Origin of the sequence: Natronococcus occultus SP4, assembly GCF_000328685.1 — an archaeon.
Lineage (GTDB): Archaea > Halobacteriota > Halobacteria > Halobacteriales > Natrialbaceae > Natronococcus > Natronococcus occultus.
In genome coordinates this window covers 3,972,383-3,995,177 of record NC_019974.1, presented here as the reverse complement: position 1 = coordinate 3,995,177, position 22,795 = coordinate 3,972,383, and the positions used below count along the sequence as shown (strand labels likewise).

The following is a 22,795-nucleotide window of genomic DNA, read 5'->3' as shown; positions in this document are numbered from 1 at the left end:
CCGCCGCGAGGACGTGTCGGCGTTGCAGACCACCCGACTCCCAAATCGGGGCCATATGCTTTGTCGGTCGGCCAGTCACTCGTATCTGAGCGCGTCGATCGGATCCGTCCGGGCCGCCCGCCAGGCCGGATACAGCCCCGAGAGGATCCCCACGAGGACGCCGACGGCGATCGCGAGCGCGACGTACTCGAGGGGGTAGACCAGCGGCAGGTCGATGTACCAGGCGCCGAGATAGCCCGCGGCCAGCCCGAGCGCGGTTCCCAGGATCGCGCCGACGACCCCCAGGATCACCGCCTCGGCGAGGAACAGTCCGAGCACGTCGCGGTTCTGGGCGCCGACGGCTTTCATGATCCCGATCTCGCGGGTCCGTTCGGTGACGCTGACGAGCATGATGTTCGCGATCCCGATCGAGCCCACCAGCAGGGAGATCGCCGCGATGCCGACGATGAAGTTCTGTAACAGCTCGAGGACGTCCTCGAGCTGCTGGAGCAACTCGGCGCTAGTCTGGAACGTCATCGCGAGCTCCTCGCCGAGGAACTCGCTCGCGTCGGCGTCGTCGCTCTCGAGGTAGTCGAGTGCGGCCTCGCGGGCGGCGTCGACGTCGTCCCCGTCCGCGGAGTGGGCTTCGACGATGACCGCCATGAAGCGTGCGTCACCGCCGTCGGCCTGTGCTTGTGCCGCCTGGTCGGCGTCGTCGGCGTCGGCCGCGTCCTCGCCGTCGTCGACGTCCTCATTGCCGTCTCCCCCGAGCGGCCCGTCGTCGCCGAGCCCCGCGGCGCCGGCCTGTTCGACGTAGTAGGGGTCGGTCGACACGTAGAGCCGCGGCGAGGACTCGAACCCCTCGAACGGGCTCAGCCCCTCGTTGCTGTCGGTGATCCCGACCACCTCCGCGGTTGTCTGCTGGCCGCCCAGGATCGTGATCGTAATCTCGTCGCCGACGCTGACGTTCTCCTCGAACTGGCCCGCGGCCGCGGGGTTGAGCACTGCCTCGCGCTCGCCGGGCTCGAACTGCCGGCCCTCCCGGAGGGTGTCCTCGCGGACGTAGGAGGGGCCGGTCGCGATCACCCCGTCGCCCTGGGCGACCTGCTCGTCGCCGCTCGCGACCGCCTGGCTCTGGATCGGCGCGTACCCGTAGGCCGCGTCGACGTCCTCGAGATCCTCGATCGCTTCGAGGTCGTCGCCGCTGACGACCGGCTGGGCGCCCGCCAGCGGCCCGCCCTCGGTGTCGGGGTCGGCCGCCCAGCCGTAGACGTTGCGCTGGTCGTCCGGGCTGATGTCGCCGACGATCCCGGCCTGCAGGCTCGCACCCAGGGTGACGAACGCGATCACCGCGGCGATCCCGATCACGATGCCAAGCGTCGTCAGCGCCGAGCGGAGCTTGTGGCCCCGGATCGAGCGCCAGGAGAGTCGCAGGCTCTCGAGGGGGTTCATCGATCCTCCCTACCACCGTCGGCCGGCTCGTCGGGATCGCCCGCCGAGCCGAGCTCCTCGATCCGTTCGATCTTCCCGTCCAGCAGGTGGACGATCCGCTCGGCGCGCTCGGCGACGTGGCGCTCGTGGGTGACGACCACCAGCGTCGTCCCGGCGTCGTGGAACTCGCCGAAGAGGTCCAGCACCTCGGCTTCGGTCTCGGTGTCTAAGTTCCCGGAGGGCTCGTCGGCCAGGACGATCGCGGGGTCGTTCACCAGCGCCCGCGCGAGTGCGACCCGCTGGCGCTGGCCACCCGAGAGCTCGTTGGGGAGGTGGTCGGTACGGTCACCGAGGCCGACCCGTTCGAGCAACTCTCGGGCCCGCTCGCGGCGCTCGTCCCGACCGATCCCCTGGAACAGCTGCGGGAGCGCCACGTTCTCGACGGCGTTCAGCCGCGGCATGAGGTTGAACGTCTGGAAGACGAAGCCGACGGTCGTCCCCCGAAGCGTCGTTCGCTCGCGGTCGCTCAGGGTCGTGACGTCGGCCCCGTCGACGACGACGGTTCCTTCCGTCGGCGTGTCGAGACAGCCCACCAGGTTCATCAGCGTCGACTTCCCGGAGCCGCTCGGTCCCATGATCGCGGTATACGAGCCTCGCGGAATCCCGAGATCGATCCCGTCGAGGGCGTGAACCGGCTCCCCGAGCTGGTAGGTCTTCCGGACGTCCGCGAGTCGCACGGCAGTCCCCCCGTCGGTTTCGCCGGTGGTGCCCGATCGTGCCATACGGTCACATCCACAGCCCGGTCGAAAAAGGTTCGAACTCCGGAACCGATTCCCGCAGCCGACACCGGCCAGGAAGTGTTAGTATTCTGCGCAAAACATATGTGATAGCTAATTAAATACGGTCGTATAACAGTGACCGCAATCGATATCTCGGGCGTAACGAAACGGTACGGCGACGAACTCGCCCTCGAGGAGCTGGACCTCACCGTCCAGGAGGGCGAGGTGTACGGCTTTCTCGGCCCGAACGGGGCGGGGAAATCGACGACGATCAATCTGCTGCTCGATTTCATCCGGCCGACCGCGGGCGAAGTGACGGTGTTCGGCCGCGACGCCGAGGACGGCAGCCTCGAGATCCGCGAACGAACGGGAATCCTGCCCGAGGGGATCGAGCTCTACGACCGGCTGACGGGGCGCCAGCACGTCGAGTTCGCTATCGAGTCGAAAGACGCCGATGACGACGCCGACGAGCTCCTCGAACGGGTGGGGATCGCCGACGCCGCCGACAAGAAGGCCGGCGGCTACTCGAAGGGGATGGCTCAGCGGCTCACGCTGGCGACGGCGCTGGTCGGCGAGCCCGACCTGTTGATCCTGGACGAACCCTCGACGGGACTCGATCCCAACGGCGCCCGCGAGATGCGCGAGATCATCCGCGAGGAGAACCGTCGGGGTGCGACCGTCTTTTTCTCCTCGCACGTCCTCGGCCAGGTCGAGGCGATCTGTGATCGCGTGGGGATCCTCCGGGACGGCGAGCTGATCGCCGAGGACACCATCGCCGGCCTCGAGGACGCGGTCCCGAACCGGACTCGACTGCGAGTGCGACTCGATCGGATCCCCGAGGACTCGGCGGCAGCCCTGTCGGCCGTCGAGTCGATCGACGGCGTCTCCGAGGTCGAGACCGAGGGGACGACGGTGGTCGTCGCGGTCGCCGACGGGGCGAAGACGACCGTCCTCCGGACGATCGAGGAGCACGGCGTCACCGTCGAGGACTTCGAGACCGACGAGTCCTCGCTCGAGGACCTGTTCGTGGCCTACACCGCCGACGAGCGGGAGGTGGCGCCGTGAGCGCGATCGCGGTCGCCAAGAAGGACTTCCGCGACGCCGTGCGCTCGCGGACGCTGCTTGCCCTGACGGCGCTGTTCGGGCTCTTTACCGTCGGCGGGGCGTATCTGGCGTCCTGGGCCGCCGAGGCCCTCGAGGGCGGCGCCGAGACGACGCTCGATCTCATCATCGCTCTCCAGACGCCCGCGGGGTATCTCGTCCCGATCATCGCGCTCGTGGTCAGCTACGCAGCGATCGCCGGCGAGCGCGAGAACGGGAGCCTGAAGTTCCTGCTCGGCTTGCCTCACTCGCGGCGCGACGTCGTGGTCGGGAAGATCCTCGGACGCACCGGTGTCGTCGGCGTCTCGATCCTCGTCGGGTTCGCCGTCGGCCTGATCGGGCTGTTCGCGTTCGTGGGGTCGGTCTCGCTGGTCGACTACCTCGGCTTTACGCTGGTCACGCTGCTGTTCGGACTGGTCTACGTCTGTATCGGGATCGGGCTCTCCTCGCTAACCCGATCGACGACGAAGGCTGCCATCGGCGCGTTCGGTCTGCTCGTCTTCTTCTGGTTCGCCTGGTCGATTCTCGTCCAGCTCCTGCTGTACGCCGTCGAGGGCCAGCTGCTCATGGAGGAGTTCCCCGACTGGTACGTCACGCTGCTCTCCTTGTCGCCCGACGCCGCCTACGGCTCGGCGCTGGGGGCCGTCCTCGGCGAGTCCGGGCTGGCGATGAGCGGGATGTACGGCGGCGACGAGCTCCCGCTTGCCGCCCGGCCCTGGTTCGGATTCGTCGTCCTCGGGGTCTGGGCGCTGGTCCCGCTCGCGCTCGGCGTTCTACGGTTCGAGTCGATCGACCTCTGATCTGGATCGTCGCAGCGTTTTCCCGGCGCTCGCTCGAACGGAGACGGCGATCGCCGGAACGAACTCCAACGGTCCATCCGAGGGCCGAAGTACAACGTTTTTCCCGTCCCCGCCCGCCCTCTCTGGCATGAAGACGACGGGCGGCTCCGACGCGGCGAAGCGACGCGCGGGCGAGCGTGCGGCCGAGGACGTCGAGGACGGGTTCGTCGTCGGGCTCGGAACGGGGTCGACGACCGCCCACGCGATCGCGGCGATCGGGCGGGCCGTCGACGACGGGCTCGACGTCCGTGGCATCGCGACCTCCTTCCAGTCCCGGCAGCTGGCCCTCGAAGAAGGGATTCCGCTGACCGAGCTCGACGCCGTCCCGGGGGTCGATCTCGCGATCGACGGGGCCGACCGCGTCCTCGAGGACGGCGACGCCCGCGGAACGCTGATCAAGGGCGGGGGCGCCGCCCACACCCGCGAGAAGCTCGTCGACGCCAGTGCCGACCGGTTCGTCGTCGTCGCCGACCCCTCGAAGCTAACCGACCGCCTCGAGGCGTCGGTTCCGGTCGCTGTGCTCCCCGAAGCCCACACGGTCGTCGCCGAGCGGATCGGCGAGCTGGGCGGCGAAGCGACGCTGCGAGACGCACAGCAGAAAGACGGGCCGGTCGTCACCGACAACGGGAACCTGGTGCTCGACTGCGCGTTCGGGCCGATCGAGGACCCGGCAGCGCTCGCGGAGCGGCTCTCGGCGCTGCCCGGCGTCGTCGAGCACGGGCTGTTCGTCGACTGCGCCGACGCGACCTACGTCGGGACCGACGACGGCGTCGACGTCCGTCAGTACTGAGTCAGTTCACGGTCGCGTCCTCGTTACTTTCGTCGCTACCGATCGTCGACAGCGCCGCGACGGTAAGGTACAGCGCGCCCAGCAGCCGGGCTGCGGGATCGACCCACGGTTTCGTCTCGAGTTCGTCGACGTTCTCGTAGACCAGCTGCTGGCTCACCTCGACGATCGGCTGCGGGACGAGCACGAGCGCGATCCCCGCCAGCGCGAGCAGTCGGTTGGCGATCGTCGCGCCCGACTCCCGGCGAGCGAGGACCCAGACGAACAGTGCTCCCTCGAGTCGGGCGCCCCACAGCGCCCGGGGGCGAAGCCGGGCGTCCTCGGGGTTCTCCAGACCGATCCGCTCGCAGGCGTCGATGACCGGCTGGGGGTTTGCGATCTCGAAGATTCCGAACGCGATCAGCAGTTTGCGAAGCATCTCGTCTCTCGGATGGACGGCGATCCTCAAAAAATCGGTCCCGGACTCGCACGCGGCGAACGGATCGTTTTTCACGGTCCTCGTTCGCCTACTAGGCAATGACTGAGACGGCCGATCGCAAGGACGACCACATTCGAATCATCGAAGAGGAAGACGTCGAAACGAGAGGAACCGGTTTCGAAGACGTCGAGCTGATCCACGAGGCCCTGCCCGAGATCCACCGCGACGAGATCGACACGTCGACGACGCTGTTCGGCGCCGAGGTCGACGCGCCGATCGTCATCGAGAGCATGACCGGTGGCCACCCGAACACGACGAAGATCAACCGGGCGCTGGCCGAGGCCGCCCAACGAACGAACGTCGCGATGGGGGTCGGCAGCCAGCGAGCGGGTCTGGAACTCGACGACGAGGAGTTGCTCGAATCGTACACCGTCGTCCGCGAGGCGGCGCCCGACGCCGTCCTCTATGGCAACGTCGGCGCCGCACAGCTGCTCGAGTACGACCTCGCGGACGTCGAACGGGCCGTCGAGATGATCGACGCCGACGCGATGGCGATCCACCTGAACTTCCTCCAGGAGGCGGTCCAGCCCGAGGGTGACGTCGACGCTCGCGGCTGTCTCGCCGAGATCGAACGGGTCGCCGACGGGCTCTCGGTTCCGGTCGTCGTCAAGGAGACGGGCAACGGCATCTCTCGGGAGACGGCCCGACGGCTCGCCGACGCCGGCGTCGACGCCATCGACGTCGCGGGCAAGGGCGGGACGACGTGGTCGGGGATCGAGTCCCACCGGGCCGCGGCGGTCGGCGCCGACCGACAGGAGCAGATCGGGAAGCTGTTCCGCGCGTGGGGCGTTCCGACGGCGGTCAGTACCCTCGAGGCCGCCGCAGAACACGACACCGTCATCGCCAGCGGCGGCGTTCGATCGGGGCTCGACGTCGCGAAGGCGATCGCGATGGGCGCCAGCGCCGGCGGGCTCGCGAAGCCGTTTCTCTCCCCGGCGGGGAAGGGTGCCGACGCGGTCGTCGACCTGCTCGAGACCCTCGAACTCGAGCTCCGGACGGCGATGTTCGTCACCGGCGCGGACTCGATCGAGGCGTTAGGCGAGCGCGAGTACGTCCTCACCGGACGAACCCGGGAGTACCTCGACCAGCGACAGTAGCGGCTGCGTTCCGGTATCACAGCCGCTATCGGTGGCTACAGTCGAGAGTATCGTATCGGTGCGGCGATAAAAGAACGCTCGAACTGTCGACCTTACAGGTCGCGCGGCTGGACCGTCTTCCGGTCGTTCTCCTCGGCGCGGCGGGCCGCGTCCTCGAGAAGCTGGTCGACTTCCTCGTCGAGTGCGTCGTAGAAGTCCGAGGCGACGTTCTTGTCATCGAGCGCTTCCTTCACAGCGGCTTTGACGATAAGGTCTGCCATACGATGTGTCCGTTCCCGTTTCCCCATTATAAGTATTCTGGTTATGACGGGGGATACCGGGGCTGCAGGGGTTAGTTCGCCTGTTTGGCACGCAAATTCCACCGGAAAATATATGGTTGATGAACTCCGCGACCTCGATTCGGTTCGATCGAACCGGGATCCCCGGCTCGCGCGCGGTCTGGGACCGCTCGCGCGCGTTTCGAGCAGCGGCGGGGCCGGTCGCGACGGGTCGACGGATTCGAGTGTATCCATCACCCAGGTCAGGTATGCGTGAACTCCTCGAGGCCGTCGCCGATGGCTCGCTCTCGCCGGCGGAGGCCGAAGCCGAACTCAGAGGGTACGTCACCGGGGAGGCGGGTCGGTTCGACGCCGCCCGCCAGCAGCGCCGCGGCATTCCGGAGGGGATCTTCGCGGCGGGCAAGTCCGCCCCGCAGGTCGTCGCCCTCGCCGAGGACGCACTCGAGACGACCGACCGGGCGCTGATCACCCGGGCCGACGACGCCCAGATCGAGGCCCTCGAGTCCTCGCTCCGGGACTCGTTTCCCGACGCGACTCTCGAGCGCTGGGACGGGACCGTCCTCGTCCGTAGCGCCAACGCCGAGCGACCGAGCCTCGACGCGACGGTGGGGATCGTCACCGCCGGTACCGTCGACGGCCCCGTCGCCGACGAGGCCGCGGCAGTCTGTCGGGACGCGGGTGTCACGATCGACCGGGTCGACGACGTCGGCGTCGCCGCGCTCGATCGGCTCCTCGATCAGCTCGATCGGCTCCGCGAGGCCGACGTACTGCTCGTCGCCGCGGGTCGGGAGGGCGCCCTCCCGACCGTCGTCGCCGGCCTGGTCGACTCCCCGGTGATCGGGGTCCCGGTTTCCAGCGGGTACGGCCACGCCGGCGACGGGGAGGCGGCGCTCGCCGGAATGCTCCAGTCCTGTACGATCCTGTCGGTCGTCAACGTCGACGCCGGGTTCGTCGCGGGCGCGCAGGCGACCCTGATCGCGCGGGCGCTCGACCGGGCCCGATCGTAGTCGCGGTAGTAATATCCGAAGATTTTCTTTCCATTTCGGAAAGCCAAACCGCGTTTGGGGAAGCACTTTTATTCGTATACTGGCTATCCTTTGATGCCGGCCGAAGCCGGCACGACAATGCCTACCTGTGACCACTGCGATGCGCACGTCTCCGAACGGTTTGCCCGCGTGTTCGCCGACGAGCGCGGCGAGATCCACGCCTGCGTCAGCTGTTCGGCGAACGCCGGGATCGCGGAAGCCGCGAAGGAGCGCGTCCGCGGCTCCTGAGTACCGTCACCGATAGACCACGGCCGGACCCCGACTCCTAGCTCCCACCCTGCGGACGAGACGATTTTTACCCACCGGTTCCCTACCCTCGAGCGATGGCTGAGGCCGACCACGTCGTCTACGTCCTCGAGTGTGCCGACGGCTCGCTGTATACGGGCTACACGACCGACCTCGAGCGACGCGTCGCGGAACACGACGCGGGCGAGGGCGCGAAGTACACCCGCTGTCGAACCCCCGTCGAGCTTCGCTACCACGAGGAGTACGACTCGAAGTCCGCGGCGATGTCCCGTGAGTACGAGATCAAGCAGTTGACCCGACGACAGAAGGAAGAGCTGGTCGGACTGGAGTGAGGTCGGAGCGGAGCGTGTCTTCTCCCTTGCACGGCAGTCGCTCGCCCGAGGACGCTACTCGTCGGTCGCGTCCGTCCGCGGTGAGTTCACGTCGGGCTCGATGAAGGCGTACTCGGCGAGCATTCGACCGAGCTTCCGGGTGCGCTCCTCGAGGGTCTCGTCGACGAACGCTCGCCCGTCGATTGCCTTCGGATCGGGCTCGAACGAACTCGAGGCGCCCTGAATCCCGACCTGGTGGGGGAGCACCCAGCCGTGGACGCCACGGACCGTGATCCGGAGGTGGTCGAGCGTCGAACCGTAGCTGCCACCGCCGGCGGTCGCCAGCAGACCGACAGTGGTGTCCTCGAACTCCTCGAACCCGCAGTAGTCGTGGAAGTTCTTCAGCGCCCCCGAGTAGGAGCCGTGGTAGACGGGAGTTCCCAGCGCGACCGCGTCGGCCTCGCGGACGAGCTTCATCGCCGCTTCGCCGTCGCCCTGCCCGTCGATATCGGGGTCGTAGACGGGGAGATCGTACTCGCGCAGATCGAGCAGTTGCGTCTCGGCGCCGGCCTCCGCGGCGGCGTCGAGGACGTACCGCAGCGCCGTCCGAGTGTAGCTCTCGTCGCGAAGGCTGCCCGAAACTGCGAGGACGGAGGGACTAGTCATAGCTGCGCTAGCGACGCGGTCGGCAAAACGGCGTCGGCCTGCCGTCGAAAGCTGGGGCCGGAGGGATCCGACCGCGCAGCGTCGCCTTTTTCGCACCGGGCGATGAGAGGCGGAGTATGGAGACGATCTCGTTCGGAACTGACGGCTGGCGGGCGCCCCTCGAGGAGTTCACGGCGCCCAGAGTGCGGATGGTCGGACAGGCGGTCGCGACGTACCTCGCCGACGAGGGACTCGAGGGTCCGGTCGCGGTCGGCTACGACGCCCGCGAAACCTCGCGGGGGTTCGCCGAGGAGCTGACTCGCGTGCTGTGTGCTAACGGATTCGACGTCTTGCTGCCCGAACGGGACCGACCGACGCCGCTGTTCGCCCACGCGATCGTTGAACGGGACCTGGCGGGAGCGTTGGTCGTCACGGCCTCACACAACCCGCCGGAGTACAACGGCGTGAAGTTCATCCCCGAGGACGGCGCGCCCGCGCTTCCCGAGGTAATGGACGCGATCGAGGAGCGACTCGCCGAACCCGACCCGCTGCCCGAGGACGAACACGGCAGCGCCGAGGAGATCGACTTCGTCACCCCCCACGCCGACGCCGCGTTCGAGCTCCTCGAGGAGACGATCGGCAACGTCGACCTCGAGGAAGTGTCCGTCGCCTACGACGCGATGTACGGTAGCGGTCGCGGGACGACCGACGCCATCTTAGAGCGGGCCGGCGCCGACGTCGATCGGCTGCGTTGCGAGCAGGATCCGGAGTTCGGCGGCGGGGCGCCCGAACCCGCCCCGGAGAACCTCGAGGCGCTCGTCGAGCGCGTGACCGACGGCGGGGCCGACCTCGGCGTCGCCAACGACGGCGACGCCGACCGTCTCGCGATCGTGACACCTCAGCGGGGCTACCTCGACGAAAACCTCTTTTTCGCCGCGCTGTACGACTACCTGCTCGAGCGCGACTCGGGTGCCGTCGTCAGGACGGTCTCGACGACGTTTCTCATCGACCACGTCGCCGACGCCCACGACGAGGACGTCCACGAGGTCCCGGTCGGGTTCAAGTGGATCGCCCAGGGGATGGCCGACCACGACGCGCTGGTCGGCGGCGAGGAGTCAGGCGGGTTTACGATCAGGGGCCACGTCCGCGAGAAGGACGGCGTCCTGATGGCGCTGCTCGCTGCCGCGATGCACGACGCCGAACCGACCGACGACCGCGTCGACCGCCTGCTCGACGAGCACGGAACCGTCGTCCAGGACAAACGCAGCGTCGCCTGCCCCGACCACGAAAAAGCACGCGTGATCGACGACCTCGGTGACGAGATCCCCGACGCCGTCGCCGGGACGTCCGTCGAGGACGTCAACACCGCCGACGGGTTCAAGCTCCAACTCGAGGACGGCTCCTGGCTGCTCGTTCGGCCGAGCGGCACCGAACCCAAGCTGCGGGTCTACGCGGAGGCGACCGACGAGGACCGGGTCGCCGAACTGCTCGAGGCGGGCGAAGCGCTGGTCGAACCGCTGGTCTGAGGGTTGCGCACTCCGGGCCTACGTTTACCGGGACAGCGACCGCAGAGACGGATATGAGCAGATCCGACGACGCCGCCTACACCGAACTCGAGCCCGACGCGTGGCATCAGACCGAGGAAAGCGACTACGCGATCGACTGTCCCGAGTGCGGGTCGAAGGCGACGCTGATGAACGTCGTCAAACACGGCCGCTGTAACGGCTACCTGAGCAAACACGACGAGGACGTCGAGCTCGACACCCAGCCGATGGACTGTACGGCCAAGCTCTGGTTCGAACTCGGCTACGTCTCCGATCCCGACGAGTCGATGACCGACGACGCCGTCGGCGCGGACGACAGCGAGGGCGAGACCGACCAGGACGTCGAGTCCGAGGAGGGCGTCCCGGCTTCGGACTCGGACCCGGATCCGGGCGGGACCGTCGACGAGGACCAGACGTAGTTCAATCGATCCGCTCCGCGGGAACCCCGGCGACCGTCGTCTCGGGGTCGACGTCGTCGGTGACGACCGAGCCCGCGCCGACGGCAGCGTCCTCGCCGATCGTGATATCTCCCAGCAGCGTCGCGTTCGCGCCGACAGTAACGCCGTCCTCGAGGGTCGGATGGCGTTTGACGGGCTCGTTCGCCGTCCCGCCCAGAGTGACCCCGTGGTACATATGGACGTCGTCGCCAACCTCGGCGGTCTCGCCGATGACCACGCCCATCCCGTGATCGATCGTGACACGGCGGCCGATCGTCGCTGCGGGGTGGATCTCGACGCCCGTCAACGTGCGGACGAAATAGGCGAGGACGCGAGCGAGGAGTTCGAACCCCCCGTTATAGAGTCGATGGGCGAGGCGGTGACCCCAGACGGCGTGGACGCCGGGATACGTGAGCCAGACCACGCGACAGCCCGTCGCCGCGGGATCGCGATCACACATCGCCCGGACGTCCTCGCGGAGCCGCCCGATCACGATTGCTCGCGTTCGGCGGCGTCGCGGTCGTCGGAGCCTGTTCGCCCGGTTGCATCGGAACGCCGTCGAGTCGCGGTCCCGGCGTTCCGGACGGAACACGCGACGCGACCGGTCGAGAACATGGTTCCACTACTCCGATCGACGAGCTAAAAGGGATCGTTTCGTCGCCGGGTCATAAACTAGTCACCACGATATCTTTTCGGTGCCGACGGCTCACTTGCCGCGTTCGAGACGGCTCCCGATCCGTTCGGGCAGTCCTGCTGCAGCGACGGCGTTCCTGACCTTGTCGATGTCGTACTCCACGCGGTGGGTCTCGACGGTCATCGCGTCGAGGTCGAGGACGGCGTAGGCTGCCCGCGGATCGCCGTCGCGGGGCTGGCCGACGCTGCCCGGGTTGACGACGATCCCCTCGCCGTACCGCTCGACGTGCTGGACGTGGGTGTGGCCCAGCACGAGGACGTCCTCGTCGCCGAGCAGCCGCGGCGAGAACTCGCCGGGGCGGGTGTAGCGGGTGTACCGATCGGGATCGTCGGGGTGGCCGTGGACGAGCTTCACCCGATCGTCACACGCCAGCCGCTCCTCGGGGAGATCGGCGAGCCAGGCGAGCTGGTCGGCCGAGAGCTGCTCGAGGGCGTGTTCGACTCCCGCTTTGGCCATGCTGTTAAACCGGAACGGCGTCTCCTCGACGACCGCGGCGTCGTGGTTGCCCATCACGGTCGGGACCCCTCGCTCGCGGAGGTCGTCGACGCAGGCCGCGGGCCAGGGGTTGTAGCCGACGACGTCGCCGGTACAGAGCAACTCGTCGACTGCAGGCATGTCCGCGAGGACAGTCCGGAGAGCGACGCGGTTCCCGTGGATATCGGAGATGAGCCCGATTTTCATGGGCGGGAGTAATGGGTGCGAGCGGTATGTAGGTTCGCCAGGCCGCTATACGACCTCGAGGGACTCCCGTGTCGCCTCGAGGAAGACGATCGCGGAAACGCCGAGCAGTCCCCCGTTCCCGAAGCTCACCAGCGGCCCCGCCGGAACGTCGAGGACGGATACCGATAGCCAGACGGCGGCTGCGAACCCCGCGATCGCGATCGCTCGACCCGCGTATCCGATACCGCGGAACCACGCACCGACTCGAGATCCAACCGACGATGCGGCGATCGGACCGGTCGCCGCGGCGAACGAGACGAACCCGATACCGATCCAGAGCCAAAAAACTGCACCGGTAGCCCACAGGTTCAGGACCGCGAACGCAACGACCAGCGCCGATCCCATCAGCTGCCAGCGCGTTGGTGTCCCCTCTGGAGACCACCGGCCGGTAGTTCGCCTCTCCACGAGCCGACAGTTCGCTGTCGAGAGTGATAACGATACTGCCACGAAGACTGTCGCCAGGTGACGGAATCGACCGGAAGCCCGACGGATGTCTCTCGAGTCAGTTACCGTTCTCGATCGCCGTCTCGAACCCGTCCGCGGTCCGGGCGACGCCGGCCGCACAGACGGCGTGTTCGAACTCGTGGTCGTACACCTCGCTCGCCGCCGCCGCGGCGCCGTCGGCCTCGAGATCGAACGCCGTCGGCGAATCCTCCTCGTAGGTCGCGACCAGCGTCGGCTCCTCGACGGTTTCGACCAATAGAGCGTCCTTTCGGACCGTCCCGATCAGAGCCTCGCCGTCTCCCCCCAGGGTCGCCGCGATCCGCGGGGTGTCGTAGTCGTCTTTCTCGTAGTCCAGCGCGAGCAGGCTCTCCGCGAGGGCGTCCCGGGCGGGATAGCCCAGCTCGAGCTTCTCGGCGATCGGATCGACGTGGGAACCGTTGCCGAAGGCCGCCGTCTCGCCCGTCGGCGTCTCGACGATCCGCAGACAGTTGTAGGAGACGTAGGGGTTGTCCGTCTCGAGGGCGTCCTCGGTGGGACCCACCGTGAGGGCCTCGTCTCGAGCGGTGATTTTTCGGTTCGGGAACGATCGCGAGGAGACGCGGTAGGCGCCGACCTCGGGACCGACGACGACGAATCGTCCGACGTACATACACGTGGGTGGACAGCCGAAGGGAAAATGTGTGTCGATATGTGCACGATCGTCGACTCTCGACGATCGACTGGACCGGATATTTATATAATATTACATACCAACTCCGACTATGGCGACGGAGGCGGCCTGTCTCGAGGCGTTGCGGCGTGCCGCGGAGACGCTCGGCGAATCACCGACGAAGGCTCAGTACGAGGACCTCGGGTTGACGCCGGCCTCGGCGACGATCATTCGAACTCTGGGCGGATGGAACGCTGCGAAAGAGCGAGCCGGGTTGGCGACCGAACCGTCCACCGGTTCCCGCACACTACCGAAACCGGACGACGTGGATCTTCCATCGGATACAGCCTGGGAGGAGCTCTCGGTCGATCAACGGTGGCACTACCGGAACGTCGAGCAGAATACCGAACGGACGCTGTCCCGTCGTTCCGACCTCCGTTCGTGGCTCAACGCCAAAAAACGAGACCAGGGCTGTTCGCATTGCGATGTCGATACGCCGGCCTGTCTCGATTTCCACCACCGAGAAGAGGAAACGAAACGGATGGCTGTCGGACGAATGATCACGTTCGGACACGGTAAGGACGCGCTCCGTGAGGAAATCCAAAAGTGTACGCTGCTCTGTGCGAACTGCCATCGCAAGCTCCACTACGCGCCGCCGAAACGAGAGCGCAGACGGTGGGTTCACGATCGAAAACGCGCCGAGGGGTGCGAACGTTGTGGTGAATCGAACCCGGCGTCTCTGGACTTTCATCATACGACTGATCGGAAGGAGGCGACAGTTGCGAGATTGATCTCGGACGATCGATCCAGAGAACGAATTCGGATCGAAATCGAACGCTGTACCGTTCTCTGCGCGAACTGTCATCGGAAGAAACACGATGAGGACTCCGCCACTGATCGCTGATCGTCGGCGGCCGAGCAGGGAAACAGCGATCGTTCGTCGGAGTTCGTAACACTCTAATACGGACCCGCCGTTATGAATAGATAGGTCGTCTTTGACGGACGACGTGTCGGAGTCCATTGGGGTAGTGGCCAATCCTGAAGCCTTCTGGGGGCTTCGACCCTGGTTCGAATCCAGGATGGACTACTTCCTCCCGATTTCATTTCGACCCGATTCGTAGCGCCCGCTGTCGATCTCCAGTCGAAACGAAGGGGTCTCCGGATCGTCGGCCCGACCAGAACCCATATTCGATCGCCTTCCCTAGGAGTCGTCGATGAGACGACGGCAGTTTCTCGCCGCGGGAACGGCGGCGACGGCGGTGGGTATCGCGGGGTGTCTCGGCAGTGACGACGTCGACGGCTACGGTCCCGAGCCGGAGTCGGCTCCCGAGGAGCGATCGATCGACACCGACAGCTACGAGACGCTCTCGGTCGGGAGCGTCGACGTTCCGCTGGCGCCGCTCGAGGACGTCGCCTACTGGTACCAGCGCCAGGAGGCCCGGTTCGTCGATACGCGGGGTGCCGACCAGTACGACGACCTCCGGATCACGGGTGCAGCGCTTAGCAGCGCTCCGGACGGCGTCTCGAACGATCCGGTCGAGGAGTGGCCCGAGGAGGACCGCATCGTCACCTACTGCGTCTGTCCGCACGCGCTGGCGGGACAGCGGGCCGCGTCGCTGCTCGAGGCCGGCTACGAGAACGTCTACGCGTTCGACGAGGGGCTCGAGGCGTGGGTCACCCAGGGGTATCCCGTCGATGGCGAGCAAGCGACACAGAGTCTGACGTCGTATCAGATTCGCGGTCGGTCGGATCCCGCCTACGCCGGCGAGTACGTTCGCGCCCGAACCGTCGACTCCGATCAGAGCGAGCTGAGTACCGTCGAGGACGACGGCAGCTACGAGCTGACGGTTCACTTTACGGGACTCAAGGCCGACTCGCTGCTCGAGATCGAGGCGCCGAACTACACCCGGGAGTTGACACTCGAGGAGGCGACGAGCGGCGTCATCACTGGTTGAGAACTACTGCTCGCTCGTGGTTCCGTCGTAGGCCCCCGCGCGTTCGAGTTCGCCGCGGCGTCTGAGCACCGACGGCGTCCGACAGATTCCGGGTGCGCCCGTCGCCTGCGGAACGGTGCAGTTGTTACAGCTCTCACAGAGGACGCGGAGATCTCGATTGCCGCCCGCGTCACTCGCCGTGCCGTCCTCGAGCAGCCGCGCCCCTAGCCGCGGCTCGGCGTAGAACGGCCGGGCCAGTCCGACCATGTCGCAGGCCGGGGTCGGGTCGTCTCCGCGACTCGCCCCGTCGCCGAGGAGCCGATCCATCTGCCCGCGTCCGCGGATCCCGCCTTCCGCGAGGACGGGGATCGACACCCGCTCGCGAACGCGACGGCAGAACTTCTCGTTCCAGGCCGGTTCGGCATCGTACACGAGCGCCTCCGCGCGGTTCGCCGCGGCCACGAGCCGTTTTCGCAACGGCCCGCCGAAGGCTGCGTCGTACCCCTCCTGGAGAGCCTCGTTTTCCCAGGCTCGGTCCGGGTACTCTCCCCTGGCGATGCTCATGTCCCAGGCGACCGACGTTTCGACCGGGACGACGGCGTCGTAACCGATCTTCTCGAGTCGACGAGCGATCTCGATCCCGTCCTCGAGCGAGAGCTTCCGTCGAACCAGCGGCGCTGGCGGAGCGGGAGTCTCGGCGGGCACCTTCGCCATTACGGGGAGCTCGCCCGCCCACTCGCGGATCGCCTCGTAGACGACAGCCAGAAACCGAAGTCGGGCCTCCGGCGAGCCGCCGAACTCGTCGTCGCGGCGGTTGTAAAAGGGCGAGAGGAACTGCTGGACGATCCCCATGTTCGCTCCCGCGATGTGGATTCCGTCGTACCCCGTGTCGGCCGCGTACCCTGCCGCACGGCCAAAGTCGGCGGCGAGCTCGTACACCTCCTCGGTCTCGAGGACGTGCGGATCGTAGGAGAGAAAGCCGGCTCGATCGAGCGCCCGGAGCTGCCAGGGGAGGTTCGAGACCGCGAGCTGCTCGAGGCCCGGGTTGGCGCGGCGGTACGCGGCGTGCCAGGTCTCCATGCTCCGCAGCCCGCCGTGTTCGAGCTGGAGGAAGATCCGTCCTCCGTGATCGTGAACGCGGTCGGTTAGTCGCGACAGTCGGGAGACGAAGTCGGGGTCGTGGACGCGGGTCATCCCCGGCGCAGCACAGCCGCCCTCGCCGCGGACGATCGTCGCGCCCTGGCAGATCAGTCCGACTCCCGACGCCGCGGCGGGTTCGAGGTCCTCGATCAGCGTGTCGACGGCGTCGGGGCCGTTGCCCGCACACTCGAGCAGCGGGGCTCGGTAGAGGCGGTTCGGCACGCGACAGCCGCCGATCTCGATCGGGTCCTCGAGGGTCGCCATACGCGATCCGTTCGGGGGGACACCACAAGAGGCTGCCCCCGCTCAGGGTGGGGTGATCACCGCTCGACCCTCGATCTCGCGGTGCTCGAGGCGTTCCGCGACGGTGTTGATGTCTGAGAGGTCGTAGACCTCGGTCCGCAGCTCGACGTCCCCGCGGTCGACGAGCGCGACCAGCTCCTGGAGCTCGGCGTACTTTCCGACCAGCGTCCCCTTAAACGAGAACTCGCCGTCGACCAGCGCCTGACACGGCTCGTGGATGTGGCCGCCGTAACCGATCACGTGGTGGTCGCCGCCCGCGGCGACCATCTCCGGCGCGGTCGCGGTGGTCTCGTCGGCCCCGACGAAATCGAGCACCTGCTGGGCGCCCTCGTCGTCGGTCAGGTCCAGTACGGTGCTCGCGAGGTCGTCCTCGCCGGAGTTGATCGTGTGGCGGGCGCCGAGGTCCTCGGCCAGCTTGAGGGCCTCGTCCTTGAGGTCGGCGGCGACGACGTCGGCCGCGCTCATCGCGTCGAGACACTGCAGCCCGATGTGGCCCAGCCCGCCGACGCCGATGACGACGCAGGTGTCGCCCGGGTTCAGCTCGCGGACCGCCTTCTTCGCGGCGTGGTAGGCCGTGATCCCCGCGTCGGCGTGGGGCGCGATCTCGGTCGGATCGACGCCGTCGGGGAGCGGGATCACCGCGCGCTCGTTGGTCTGGAGATACTCCGCGAACCCGCCGTCGGTCGTCAGCCCGTTGAAGGCGCTGTTCTCGCAGTACATGTCCTCGCCGAGCCGACAGGGCCGGCAGATCCCGCAGGTCTGGACGGGGTGACAGATCACCGGGTCGCCCTCCTCGACGAGCGTCACCTCTTCGCCGACTTCCGCGACGATGCCCGCGTTCTCATGGCCTAGCGTCATCGGCAGGTCCTGCGGAGCATACTCCTCCCACATTCCTTCGATGATGTGGTTGTCTGTCTGACACCAACCGGCGCCGGAGACCTCGACCAGGACTTCGTCGGACTTCTCGAGCTCCGGACGATCGACCTCCTCTACCTCGAGAGCCTCGCTCATCTCGTCGGTGTACTCGTGGAGACGGGCTGCTTGCATGATACCACGTCACGCTTTGTCGTACTAGGTGAAAACGTTCGCCCGACGTATCGCTTCACGAACACGACCGTCGTCGAAGCGACGTCCGGTCCACCGGTCAGGAACCCATCACGAAGAATAATGGTTGTTGATATCTAGCACCATACTGCGATGTACGACCACAACGGCGAGGAGATCTTCGTTATCGACGGTCACGTCCACCTGTGGGACGCGACCGAGGGGAACATCACCCACGAGGGCGGCGAGGAGTTCATCCAGTGTTTCTACGACTACCACACGACGTTCACGCCCGAGGAGCGTCAGTGGAGCATCGAGGAGTACCGCAAGTACGGTGCCGAGCGAATGGTCGAGGACCTGTTCGCGAACGCCGCCGCGGACATGGCGATCTTCCAGCCGACCTACCTCACGGAGTTCTACGAGGACGGGTTCAACACGACCCAGCAAAACGCCGCGCTCGCGACCGAGTACCCGGAACGGTTCGTCCTCAACGGCACCTTCGACCCTCGCGACGGCGAGGAGGGACTGGAGTACCTCGAGGAACTCCACGACACCTACGGCATTCAGGGCGTCAAGCTCTACACCGCGGAGTGGCGCGACGAGTCGAAGGGGTGGCGCCTTGACGACGAGGACGCCTTCGAATTCCTGGAGAAATGTGAGGAGCTGGGAATCAAGAACATCCACGCCCACAAGGGGCCGACGATCCGGCCGCTGAACCGCGACGCGTTCGACGTCGCCGACGTCGACGACGCGGCGTCGTCGTTTCCCGATCTCAACTTCGTCGTCGAACACGTCGGGCTGCCGCGGCTGGACGACTTCTGCTGGATCGCCGCCCAGGAGCCAAACGTCTACGGCGGGCTCGCGGTCGCCGCGCCCTTCGCCCAGAACCGTCCCGCCAAGTTCTCCGAAATCCTCTCGGAACTGCTGTGGTGGCTCGGCGAGGACCGAATCCTGTTCGGCTCGGATTACGCCATCTGGAACCCCGACTGGCTCGTCGAGGAGGTTCTCGAGGCCGAGCTCACCCAGGAGGACCGAATGGAGTACGGCGTCGAGTGGGATCTCGAGACCAAACGGAAGGTAATGGGCGAGAACGCCGCCGAGCTGTACGATATCGATATCGAGGCCAAGAAAGAGCAGTTCCGCGAGGACGAGATCAGCGAGCGGTTCGGCCTCGAGGACCACTACGCGAGCGACGCCCCCGCGGCGGCCGACGACTGATGACCGATCAGACACCCGACGGCCCCTCCAAGGAGGCCGTCCGCGACCGACTGGACCGGGTCACCGATCCCGAACTCGACCGTTCGATCGTCGTCCTCGAGTATATCGACGCGATCGAGATCGAGGCCCGAACCGTCACTGTCCACCTGACGCTGCCGACGGCGTGGTGTTCGCCCGCGTTCGCCTGGATGATGGCCGTCGACTCCCGCACGGCGGTCGAGGAACTCCCCGCAGTCGAGCGGGCAAGGATCTACCTTCACGAGCACATGCACGAGATCGAGATCAACCGGGGCGTGAACGTGGGGCGGTCGTTCCCGGAGGCGTTTCCCGACGCCGAGGACACCGTCGACGCCGTCCGTGCAGAGCTCGACCGCAAGGCCAGAACCGCCCGCCAGTACGACGCCGTCGAGGCGTTGCTCGAGGCGGGACTCGATCCCGAGACGATCGTTTCGCTCCGGCCGCGGGATCTCGAGCGCACCGACAGCGACGATCGACTGACGATCTACCTCGCGGACCGGGCGGTCGCCGTCTCCGTCCCCGCGGAACCGATCGACCGCTATCTCGAAAAGGCCCGCGAGACGGGGCTGGTCGACGCCGACACGGACCCGCTGTTCCTGACTCCCGAGGGCGAGCCGATCGATCCCGACGAGTTCGAGCTGGTGCATCGGCGAGGACGGCTCGCGCAGGTCAACATGTCGAGTCAGGGTGGGATCTGCGACGGGCTCCGGGAGTCCCGAGAGCAACGGCTCGACGACGCGGCGTCCGACTAGTCACTTCTCGACTTCGAGTAGCGCCACCCGCTCGCGAACCAGGGCGCCCAGCGAGGCGTCGGTCGCCGCGCGCTCGCGGTCGGGAATCTCGAAGAACTCCTGGAGGACGTCCTCGTCGAGCGCCTCGAGGGTCGACGCCGTCCCGGCGAACGCCGCGAGCTCCCGGACGTCCTCGAGCGCCGCGGCCTCCGCGCCCCCGTCCGCGAGGACGACGGCCCGATTCTCGCCTCTGTCGACACCCATCTCCAGCGCGCGGTCGATCTGGCGGCGTCCCGCGGCGTACAGCAGGAACTCGACGGCCCGGTCGCGGGCGACGTTCTCGCCGCGCGCGATCGATCGGTCCGCGAGCTCGACGGCCCGCTTGAGGTGGTGAGGGCCGGCGACGTAGCGAGCGTCGAACGCCTGCAGGGTCGTTCCGTGGGTCTCGCCGATCGCGCCGAGCTCGGCGACGAACGAGTCGAGGTCGTCGATCGAGAGGGTACACTCGAGCAGCTCCATCAGAAATCACCCAGGCTGGACTGGCTCTCTTCGTCGTCGGTCGTCGCGGTCGCATCCGTCTCGGCGGTGCCGTCGCCGTCGCTCGAGTCCGTCGCCGCGACCGACGCGTCGGCCTCGACGCCGTCCATCGAGGGGTCCTCGCGGCCGGCGTTCTCGAGGACGTTCTCGGCGGTCTTCTCACCTTTGAGTGCCCCAAGGACGACCGACTTGTCCGCGGTGCGGAGATCGGCGGGCTCCTCGATGCCGACGGCGTACAGCTGCCGGGCACGCTTGCGGCCGACGCCGCGGACCGAGACGAGCTCGAGCAGCTCCTCGCTCACGCCGTGTTCGACGCGGGCGCGGGCCTCGCGGACGGCGACGGTCCACTCGCTGTCGATCTCGTTCGCCAGCGACTCGGCCGCCCCGAGCAGCCACTCGGCGGTGTCGACCTTCCCGCGCAGGTCGCCCGGCCCGATCTTGTACCGTTCGGTGATCCGTTCCTCGTCGTCTTCCTGGGCCCAGTCCTCGAGCAGCTTCCCCGTCTTCAGCGCGGCGAGCCAGTCCTCGAAGCGATCTTCTTCGAACTCGCTGGGCGCGTCACCGAGCAGTTCGCTCTCGCGCTCGTAGTAGAGCTCACCGAACTTCTCGTCCTCGCCCGAGCGCAGGTAGAGCTCGTACATGTCCGGGGTTCGGGAGACGAGCTGGTAGAGCCCCAGCGCAGTGGGACGGTCGTCGGCGTCCTCGAGCCCGTGGACGATCGTGGCCGCGCTCATCGGATCCAGGTAGAGTCGCGAGACGGTGTGGCCGAGGCTGGTGGCCTCGAGGTCTTCGCTTCGGCCGCCGTCGTCTGCGAGGTCGGCTGCGGTCGTGAACGCGCCGGCCTCATCGCTTCCATCTCCGCGGTCGCGCTCGACAAAGTCGTTTCGCTCGAGGTAGTCGAGCACGCTGTCGGTGACCGTCTCGAGCCGACCCGGCTCGGTCGACTGGCTCGCGTACAGCGTCGCCCCGAGGAACTCGAGCAATCCCTCCCGCGTGCGGGCGAATCCGGAGGCGATCGTGGCCAGCACGTGGGTCCGCAGGGCGGGCTCGGCCGCGAGTTTCGAGCGGACCGGTTCGGGGTCGGCCCAGACGTAGCGGTCGAACAGCTCCTCGCTCTCGTCGTGGCTCTTCGCGAGCAGGACGGCCTCGCCGTAGGGGTCGAGTCCCGGTCGTCCGGCCCGTCCCATCATCTGGTGGATCTCGAGGACGTCGAGCGGCGCCATCCCGCCCGCACTCGGATCGAACCGCCGCCAGTCGCGGACGATGACCCGGCGGGCGGGGGTGTTCACGCCCGCGGCCAGCGTCGGCGTCGCCGAGATCACCTTCAGCAGGCGCTCGCGGAAGGCGTCCTCGACGAGCGAGCGCTGGGTGCTCGAGAGCCCCGCGTGGTGGAACGCGGAGCCGCGCTCGACGCAGTCGGCGAGATCAGCGCTGGTCTCGGTGTCGCTGTCCTCACGGATCTCGTCGGCCAGTTCGGCGAGGTCGTTCCGTTCGTCGTCGGTCAGCTCCCGACTCGTCACCTGGCCCAGCCTGCGGGCCGCGGCCTCGGCGTTTCGCCGGGAGTTGACGAACACGAGCGAGGACCCGCCCTCCCGGACGATGTCGCGAACGAGGGCGGCCTCCTGTTTTTCGCCGCCCTCGACGGGCACCTCGCGGGTCGAGCCGTCGTCGAAGTTCAGGGCGTTGCCGTAGTGGACGCCCATCTGCAGGTCGATCGGCCGCCAGTCGGTGTCGACGAGCTCGGCGTCGAGCCACTCTGCAATTTCGTCGGCGTTGCCGACCGTGGCCGAGAGCGCGACGGTCTGGAGGTCGGGGTTGAGCCGGCGCAGTTTCGCGAGGGTAACCTCCAGTGTCGGTCCTCGATTCCGGTCGTCGATGAGGTGGACCTCGTCGCTGACGACGCAGGTCAGCTCGGAGAGCCAGCTCGCGCCGTTGCGCACGAGCGAGTCGACCTTCTCGCTGGTGGCGACGACGATATCCTTCGCCGCGAGCCAGTCGTCGGTCGACTCGTAGTTGCCCGTCGTCACGCCGACGTCGACGCCGAAGGACTCGTAGGCCGCGAACTCCTCGCGTTTCTCGCTGGCCAGCGCCCGCAGCGGGACGATGTACAGCGCCGTCCCGCCGCGCTCGATCGCCGACAGCATCGACAGGGCGGCGATCATCGTCTTGCCGCTGGCAGTGGGGACGGCTGCGACGAGGTTCTCGCCCTCCGTCGCGCCGGCCTCGACGGCCTCGGCCTGGGGCGGGTAGAGTTCCTCGATCCCCTCGCTCCGGAAGTGATCGACGGCGCCGGGCGGGAGCCCCGACAGCTCCTCGATGTTCATTACCCGCAGTTGGTGCGTCCCGCGGTTTAAACTGTCGTATC

The 22,795-nt window shown here is 67.4% G+C and carries 26 protein-coding genes and 1 tRNA gene; 14 read left to right on the top strand and 13 right to left on the bottom strand.

The genetic code is table 11. From position 1 onward, the window contains the following. Window positions 1–75: 75 nt before the first annotated feature. Both NATOC_RS19400 and NATOC_RS19395 read right to left on the bottom strand, forming a co-directional pair. Window positions 76–1,431, bottom strand: a complete 1,356-nt coding sequence (locus NATOC_RS19400) for an ABC transporter permease (RefSeq protein WP_015323186.1) — start codon at window positions 1,429–1,431, stop codon at window positions 76–78. Beyond that, complete coding sequence (locus NATOC_RS19395; protein WP_015323185.1) at window positions 1,428–2,192, bottom strand: ABC transporter ATP-binding protein; 765 nt, start codon at window positions 2,190–2,192, stop codon at window positions 1,428–1,430. The genes NATOC_RS19400 and NATOC_RS19395 overlap by 4 nt, the downstream gene beginning before the upstream one ends. Window positions 2,193–2,324: 132 nt before the next feature. Here NATOC_RS19395 and NATOC_RS19390 point away from each other — a divergent pair, with 132 nt between their 5' ends. The 3 genes from NATOC_RS19390 to rpiA all read left to right on the top strand — a co-directional run bounded on the left by NATOC_RS19390 (window position 2,325) and on the right by rpiA (window position 4,919). Next, complete coding sequence (locus NATOC_RS19390) at window positions 2,325–3,254, top strand: ABC transporter ATP-binding protein (protein ID WP_015323184.1); 930 nt, start codon at window positions 2,325–2,327, stop codon at window positions 3,252–3,254. After that, a complete protein-coding gene (locus tag NATOC_RS19385) occupies window positions 3,251–4,090 on the top strand; it encodes an ABC transporter permease (protein ID WP_015323183.1) in 840 nt (279 codons plus the stop codon). The genes NATOC_RS19390 and NATOC_RS19385 overlap by 4 nt, the downstream gene beginning before the upstream one ends. Window positions 4,091–4,217: 127 nt before the next feature. Then, on the top strand, window positions 4,218–4,919 hold the full coding sequence (gene rpiA, locus NATOC_RS19380; protein ID WP_015323182.1) for a ribose-5-phosphate isomerase RpiA: 702 nt from the start codon (window positions 4,218–4,220) through the stop codon (window positions 4,917–4,919). A 1-nt stretch (window position 4,920) separates the two neighbouring features. Here the strand turns inward: rpiA and NATOC_RS19375 are convergent, their stop codons facing one another. Beyond that, the gene (locus NATOC_RS19375) at window positions 4,921–5,334 is read right to left on the bottom strand and encodes a hypothetical protein (RefSeq protein WP_015323181.1); all 414 of its coding nucleotides are present in this window, start codon (window positions 5,332–5,334) and stop codon (window positions 4,921–4,923) included. 98 nt (window positions 5,335–5,432) lie between these two features. Here NATOC_RS19375 and fni point away from each other — a divergent pair, with 98 nt between their 5' ends. After that, entirely contained in the window at window positions 5,433–6,491 is a 1,059-nt protein-coding gene (fni, locus tag NATOC_RS19370; RefSeq protein WP_015323180.1) for a type 2 isopentenyl-diphosphate Delta-isomerase, read from the top strand. Window positions 6,492–6,583: 92 nt separating this feature from the next. Here the strand turns inward: fni and NATOC_RS19365 are convergent, their stop codons facing one another. Further along, window positions 6,584–6,751, bottom strand: a complete 168-nt coding sequence (locus tag NATOC_RS19365; RefSeq protein WP_005554854.1) for a DUF1931 family protein — start codon at window positions 6,749–6,751, stop codon at window positions 6,584–6,586. Between the two features lie 266 nt (window positions 6,752–7,017). Here NATOC_RS19365 and larB point away from each other — a divergent pair, with 266 nt between their 5' ends. The 3 genes from larB to NATOC_RS19355 all read left to right on the top strand — a co-directional run bounded on the left by larB (window position 7,018) and on the right by NATOC_RS19355 (window position 8,393). Next, window positions 7,018–7,776, top strand: coding sequence for a nickel pincer cofactor biosynthesis protein LarB (gene larB / locus NATOC_RS19360; protein WP_015323179.1), 759 nt, complete (start codon window positions 7,018–7,020; stop codon window positions 7,774–7,776). A gap of 117 nt (window positions 7,777–7,893) precedes the next feature. Next, window positions 7,894–8,043, top strand: a complete 150-nt coding sequence (locus tag NATOC_RS22560; protein ID WP_169330934.1) for a DUF7563 family protein — start codon at window positions 7,894–7,896, stop codon at window positions 8,041–8,043. A gap of 95 nt (window positions 8,044–8,138) precedes the next feature. Further along, window positions 8,139–8,393: a GIY-YIG nuclease family protein gene (locus tag NATOC_RS19355; protein ID WP_015323177.1), complete on the top strand. Its 255-nt coding sequence runs from the start codon at window positions 8,139–8,141 to the stop codon at window positions 8,391–8,393. 54 nt (window positions 8,394–8,447) lie between these two features. Here the strand turns inward: NATOC_RS19355 and NATOC_RS19350 are convergent, their stop codons facing one another. Beyond that, window positions 8,448–9,038: an NADPH-dependent FMN reductase gene (locus NATOC_RS19350; RefSeq protein ID WP_015323176.1), complete on the bottom strand. Its 591-nt coding sequence runs from the start codon at window positions 9,036–9,038 to the stop codon at window positions 8,448–8,450. Between the two features lie 116 nt (window positions 9,039–9,154). Between NATOC_RS19350 and NATOC_RS19345 the strand changes: the two genes are divergently transcribed. Both NATOC_RS19345 and NATOC_RS19340 read left to right on the top strand, forming a co-directional pair. Next, window positions 9,155–10,543: a phosphoglucomutase/phosphomannomutase family protein gene (locus NATOC_RS19345; RefSeq protein ID WP_015323175.1), complete on the top strand. Its 1,389-nt coding sequence runs from the start codon at window positions 9,155–9,157 to the stop codon at window positions 10,541–10,543. Between the two features lie 53 nt (window positions 10,544–10,596). Further along, window positions 10,597–10,980: a hypothetical protein gene (locus NATOC_RS19340; RefSeq protein WP_015323174.1), complete on the top strand. Its 384-nt coding sequence runs from the start codon at window positions 10,597–10,599 to the stop codon at window positions 10,978–10,980. 1 nt (window position 10,981) lies between these two features. On the opposite strand, the gene cysE is transcribed toward NATOC_RS19340, so the two are convergent. From cysE to NATOC_RS19320, 4 genes are all read right to left on the bottom strand, one after another. Then, a complete protein-coding gene (cysE, locus tag NATOC_RS19335) occupies window positions 10,982–11,491 on the bottom strand; it encodes a serine O-acetyltransferase (protein ID WP_015323173.1) in 510 nt (169 codons plus the stop codon). 213 nt (window positions 11,492–11,704) lie between these two features. Then, window positions 11,705–12,373 (bottom strand): metallophosphoesterase family protein, encoded by a 669-nt coding sequence (locus NATOC_RS19330; RefSeq protein WP_015323172.1) that lies wholly within the window; start codon window positions 12,371–12,373, stop codon window positions 11,705–11,707. Between the two features lie 45 nt (window positions 12,374–12,418). Then, on the bottom strand, window positions 12,419–12,817 hold the full coding sequence (locus NATOC_RS19325) for a hypothetical protein (RefSeq protein ID WP_157224658.1): 399 nt from the start codon (window positions 12,815–12,817) through the stop codon (window positions 12,419–12,421). Between the two features lie 97 nt (window positions 12,818–12,914). Beyond that, window positions 12,915–13,505 (bottom strand): IMP cyclohydrolase, encoded by a 591-nt coding sequence (locus NATOC_RS19320; RefSeq protein ID WP_015323170.1) that lies wholly within the window; start codon window positions 13,503–13,505, stop codon window positions 12,915–12,917. 112 nt (window positions 13,506–13,617) lie between these two features. Here NATOC_RS19320 and NATOC_RS22950 point away from each other — a divergent pair, with 112 nt between their 5' ends. From NATOC_RS22950 to NATOC_RS19305, 3 genes are all read left to right on the top strand, one after another. After that, window positions 13,618–14,409, top strand: coding sequence for a homing endonuclease associated repeat-containing protein (locus NATOC_RS22950; RefSeq protein WP_015323169.1), 792 nt, complete (start codon window positions 13,618–13,620; stop codon window positions 14,407–14,409). 110 nt (window positions 14,410–14,519) lie between these two features. Next, window positions 14,520–14,592 (top strand) — tRNA-Gln (locus tag NATOC_RS19310). Between the two features lie 127 nt (window positions 14,593–14,719). Beyond that, the gene (locus NATOC_RS19305) at window positions 14,720–15,460 is read left to right on the top strand and encodes a rhodanese-like domain-containing protein (RefSeq protein WP_015323168.1); all 741 of its coding nucleotides are present in this window, start codon (window positions 14,720–14,722) and stop codon (window positions 15,458–15,460) included. 3 nt (window positions 15,461–15,463) lie between these two features. Here NATOC_RS19305 and NATOC_RS19300 read toward each other — a convergent pair whose 3' ends face one another. Together NATOC_RS19300 and NATOC_RS19295 are read right to left on the bottom strand one after the other, a co-directional pair. Then, window positions 15,464–16,843, bottom strand: coding sequence for an oxidoreductase (locus tag NATOC_RS19300; protein WP_015323167.1), 1,380 nt, complete (start codon window positions 16,841–16,843; stop codon window positions 15,464–15,466). Between the two features lie 42 nt (window positions 16,844–16,885). After that, window positions 16,886–17,929, bottom strand: coding sequence for an NAD(P)-dependent alcohol dehydrogenase (locus tag NATOC_RS19295; protein ID WP_015323166.1), 1,044 nt, complete (start codon window positions 17,927–17,929; stop codon window positions 16,886–16,888). 150 nt (window positions 17,930–18,079) lie between these two features. Between NATOC_RS19295 and NATOC_RS19290 the strand changes: the two genes are divergently transcribed. Then, window positions 18,080–19,144 carry an amidohydrolase family protein gene (locus NATOC_RS19290; protein WP_015323165.1) on the top strand — a complete coding sequence of 355 codons (1,065 nt, stop codon included), beginning with the start codon at window positions 18,080–18,082 and terminating at the stop codon, window positions 19,142–19,144. Continuing rightward, window positions 19,144–19,914 (top strand): iron-sulfur cluster assembly protein, encoded by a 771-nt coding sequence (locus NATOC_RS19285; RefSeq protein ID WP_015323164.1) that lies wholly within the window; start codon window positions 19,144–19,146, stop codon window positions 19,912–19,914. The genes NATOC_RS19290 and NATOC_RS19285 overlap by 1 nt, the downstream gene beginning before the upstream one ends. Here NATOC_RS19285 and cgi121 read toward each other — a convergent pair whose 3' ends face one another. Next, window positions 19,915–20,412 carry a KEOPS complex subunit Cgi121 gene (gene cgi121 / locus NATOC_RS19280; protein WP_015323163.1) on the bottom strand — a complete coding sequence of 166 codons (498 nt, stop codon included), beginning with the start codon at window positions 20,410–20,412 and terminating at the stop codon, window positions 19,915–19,917. Further along, window positions 20,412–22,754 (bottom strand): ATP-dependent DNA helicase, encoded by a 2,343-nt coding sequence (locus NATOC_RS19275; protein WP_015323162.1) that lies wholly within the window; start codon window positions 22,752–22,754, stop codon window positions 20,412–20,414. The genes cgi121 and NATOC_RS19275 overlap by 1 nt, the downstream gene beginning before the upstream one ends. Between the last annotated feature and the right edge of the window lie 41 nt (window positions 22,755–22,795).

Coding starts and splice junctions, on each gene's coding strand:
- NATOC_RS19400 (WP_015323186.1), bottom strand. CDS start 1,431: ATGAACCCCCTCGAGAGCCTGCGACTCTCCTGGCGCTCGATCCGGGGC.
- NATOC_RS19395 (WP_015323185.1), bottom strand. CDS start 2,192: ATGGCACGATCGGGCACCACCGGCGAAACCGACGGGGGGACTGCCGTG.
- rpiA (WP_015323182.1), top strand. CDS start 4,218: ATGAAGACGACGGGCGGCTCCGACGCGGCGAAGCGACGCGCGGGCGAG.
- NATOC_RS19375 (WP_015323181.1), bottom strand. CDS start 5,334: ATGCTTCGCAAACTGCTGATCGCGTTCGGAATCTTCGAGATCGCAAAC.
- fni (WP_015323180.1), top strand. CDS start 5,433: ATGACTGAGACGGCCGATCGCAAGGACGACCACATTCGAATCATCGAA.
- NATOC_RS19365 (WP_005554854.1), bottom strand. CDS start 6,751: ATGGCAGACCTTATCGTCAAAGCCGCTGTGAAGGAAGCGCTCGATGAC.
- larB (WP_015323179.1), top strand. CDS start 7,018: ATGCGTGAACTCCTCGAGGCCGTCGCCGATGGCTCGCTCTCGCCGGCG.
- NATOC_RS22560 (WP_169330934.1), top strand. CDS start 7,894: ATGCCTACCTGTGACCACTGCGATGCGCACGTCTCCGAACGGTTTGCC.
- NATOC_RS19355 (WP_015323177.1), top strand. CDS start 8,139: ATGGCTGAGGCCGACCACGTCGTCTACGTCCTCGAGTGTGCCGACGGC.
- NATOC_RS19350 (WP_015323176.1), bottom strand. CDS start 9,038: ATGACTAGTCCCTCCGTCCTCGCAGTTTCGGGCAGCCTTCGCGACGAG.
- NATOC_RS19345 (WP_015323175.1), top strand. CDS start 9,155: ATGGAGACGATCTCGTTCGGAACTGACGGCTGGCGGGCGCCCCTCGAG.
- NATOC_RS19340 (WP_015323174.1), top strand. CDS start 10,597: ATGAGCAGATCCGACGACGCCGCCTACACCGAACTCGAGCCCGACGCG.
- NATOC_RS19330 (WP_015323172.1), bottom strand. CDS start 12,373: ATGAAAATCGGGCTCATCTCCGATATCCACGGGAACCGCGTCGCTCTC.
- NATOC_RS19320 (WP_015323170.1), bottom strand. CDS start 13,505: ATGTACGTCGGACGATTCGTCGTCGTCGGTCCCGAGGTCGGCGCCTAC.
- NATOC_RS22950 (WP_015323169.1), top strand. CDS start 13,618: ATGGCGACGGAGGCGGCCTGTCTCGAGGCGTTGCGGCGTGCCGCGGAG.
- NATOC_RS19305 (WP_015323168.1), top strand. CDS start 14,720: ATGAGACGACGGCAGTTTCTCGCCGCGGGAACGGCGGCGACGGCGGTG.
- NATOC_RS19300 (WP_015323167.1), bottom strand. CDS start 16,843: ATGGCGACCCTCGAGGACCCGATCGAGATCGGCGGCTGTCGCGTGCCG.
- NATOC_RS19295 (WP_015323166.1), bottom strand. CDS start 17,929: ATGCAAGCAGCCCGTCTCCACGAGTACACCGACGAGATGAGCGAGGCT.
- NATOC_RS19290 (WP_015323165.1), top strand. CDS start 18,080: ATGTACGACCACAACGGCGAGGAGATCTTCGTTATCGACGGTCACGTC.
- NATOC_RS19285 (WP_015323164.1), top strand. CDS start 19,144: ATGACCGATCAGACACCCGACGGCCCCTCCAAGGAGGCCGTCCGCGAC.
- cgi121 (WP_015323163.1), bottom strand. CDS start 20,412: ATGGAGCTGCTCGAGTGTACCCTCTCGATCGACGACCTCGACTCGTTC.
- NATOC_RS19275 (WP_015323162.1), bottom strand. CDS start 22,754: ATGAACATCGAGGAGCTGTCGGGGCTCCCGCCCGGCGCCGTCGATCAC.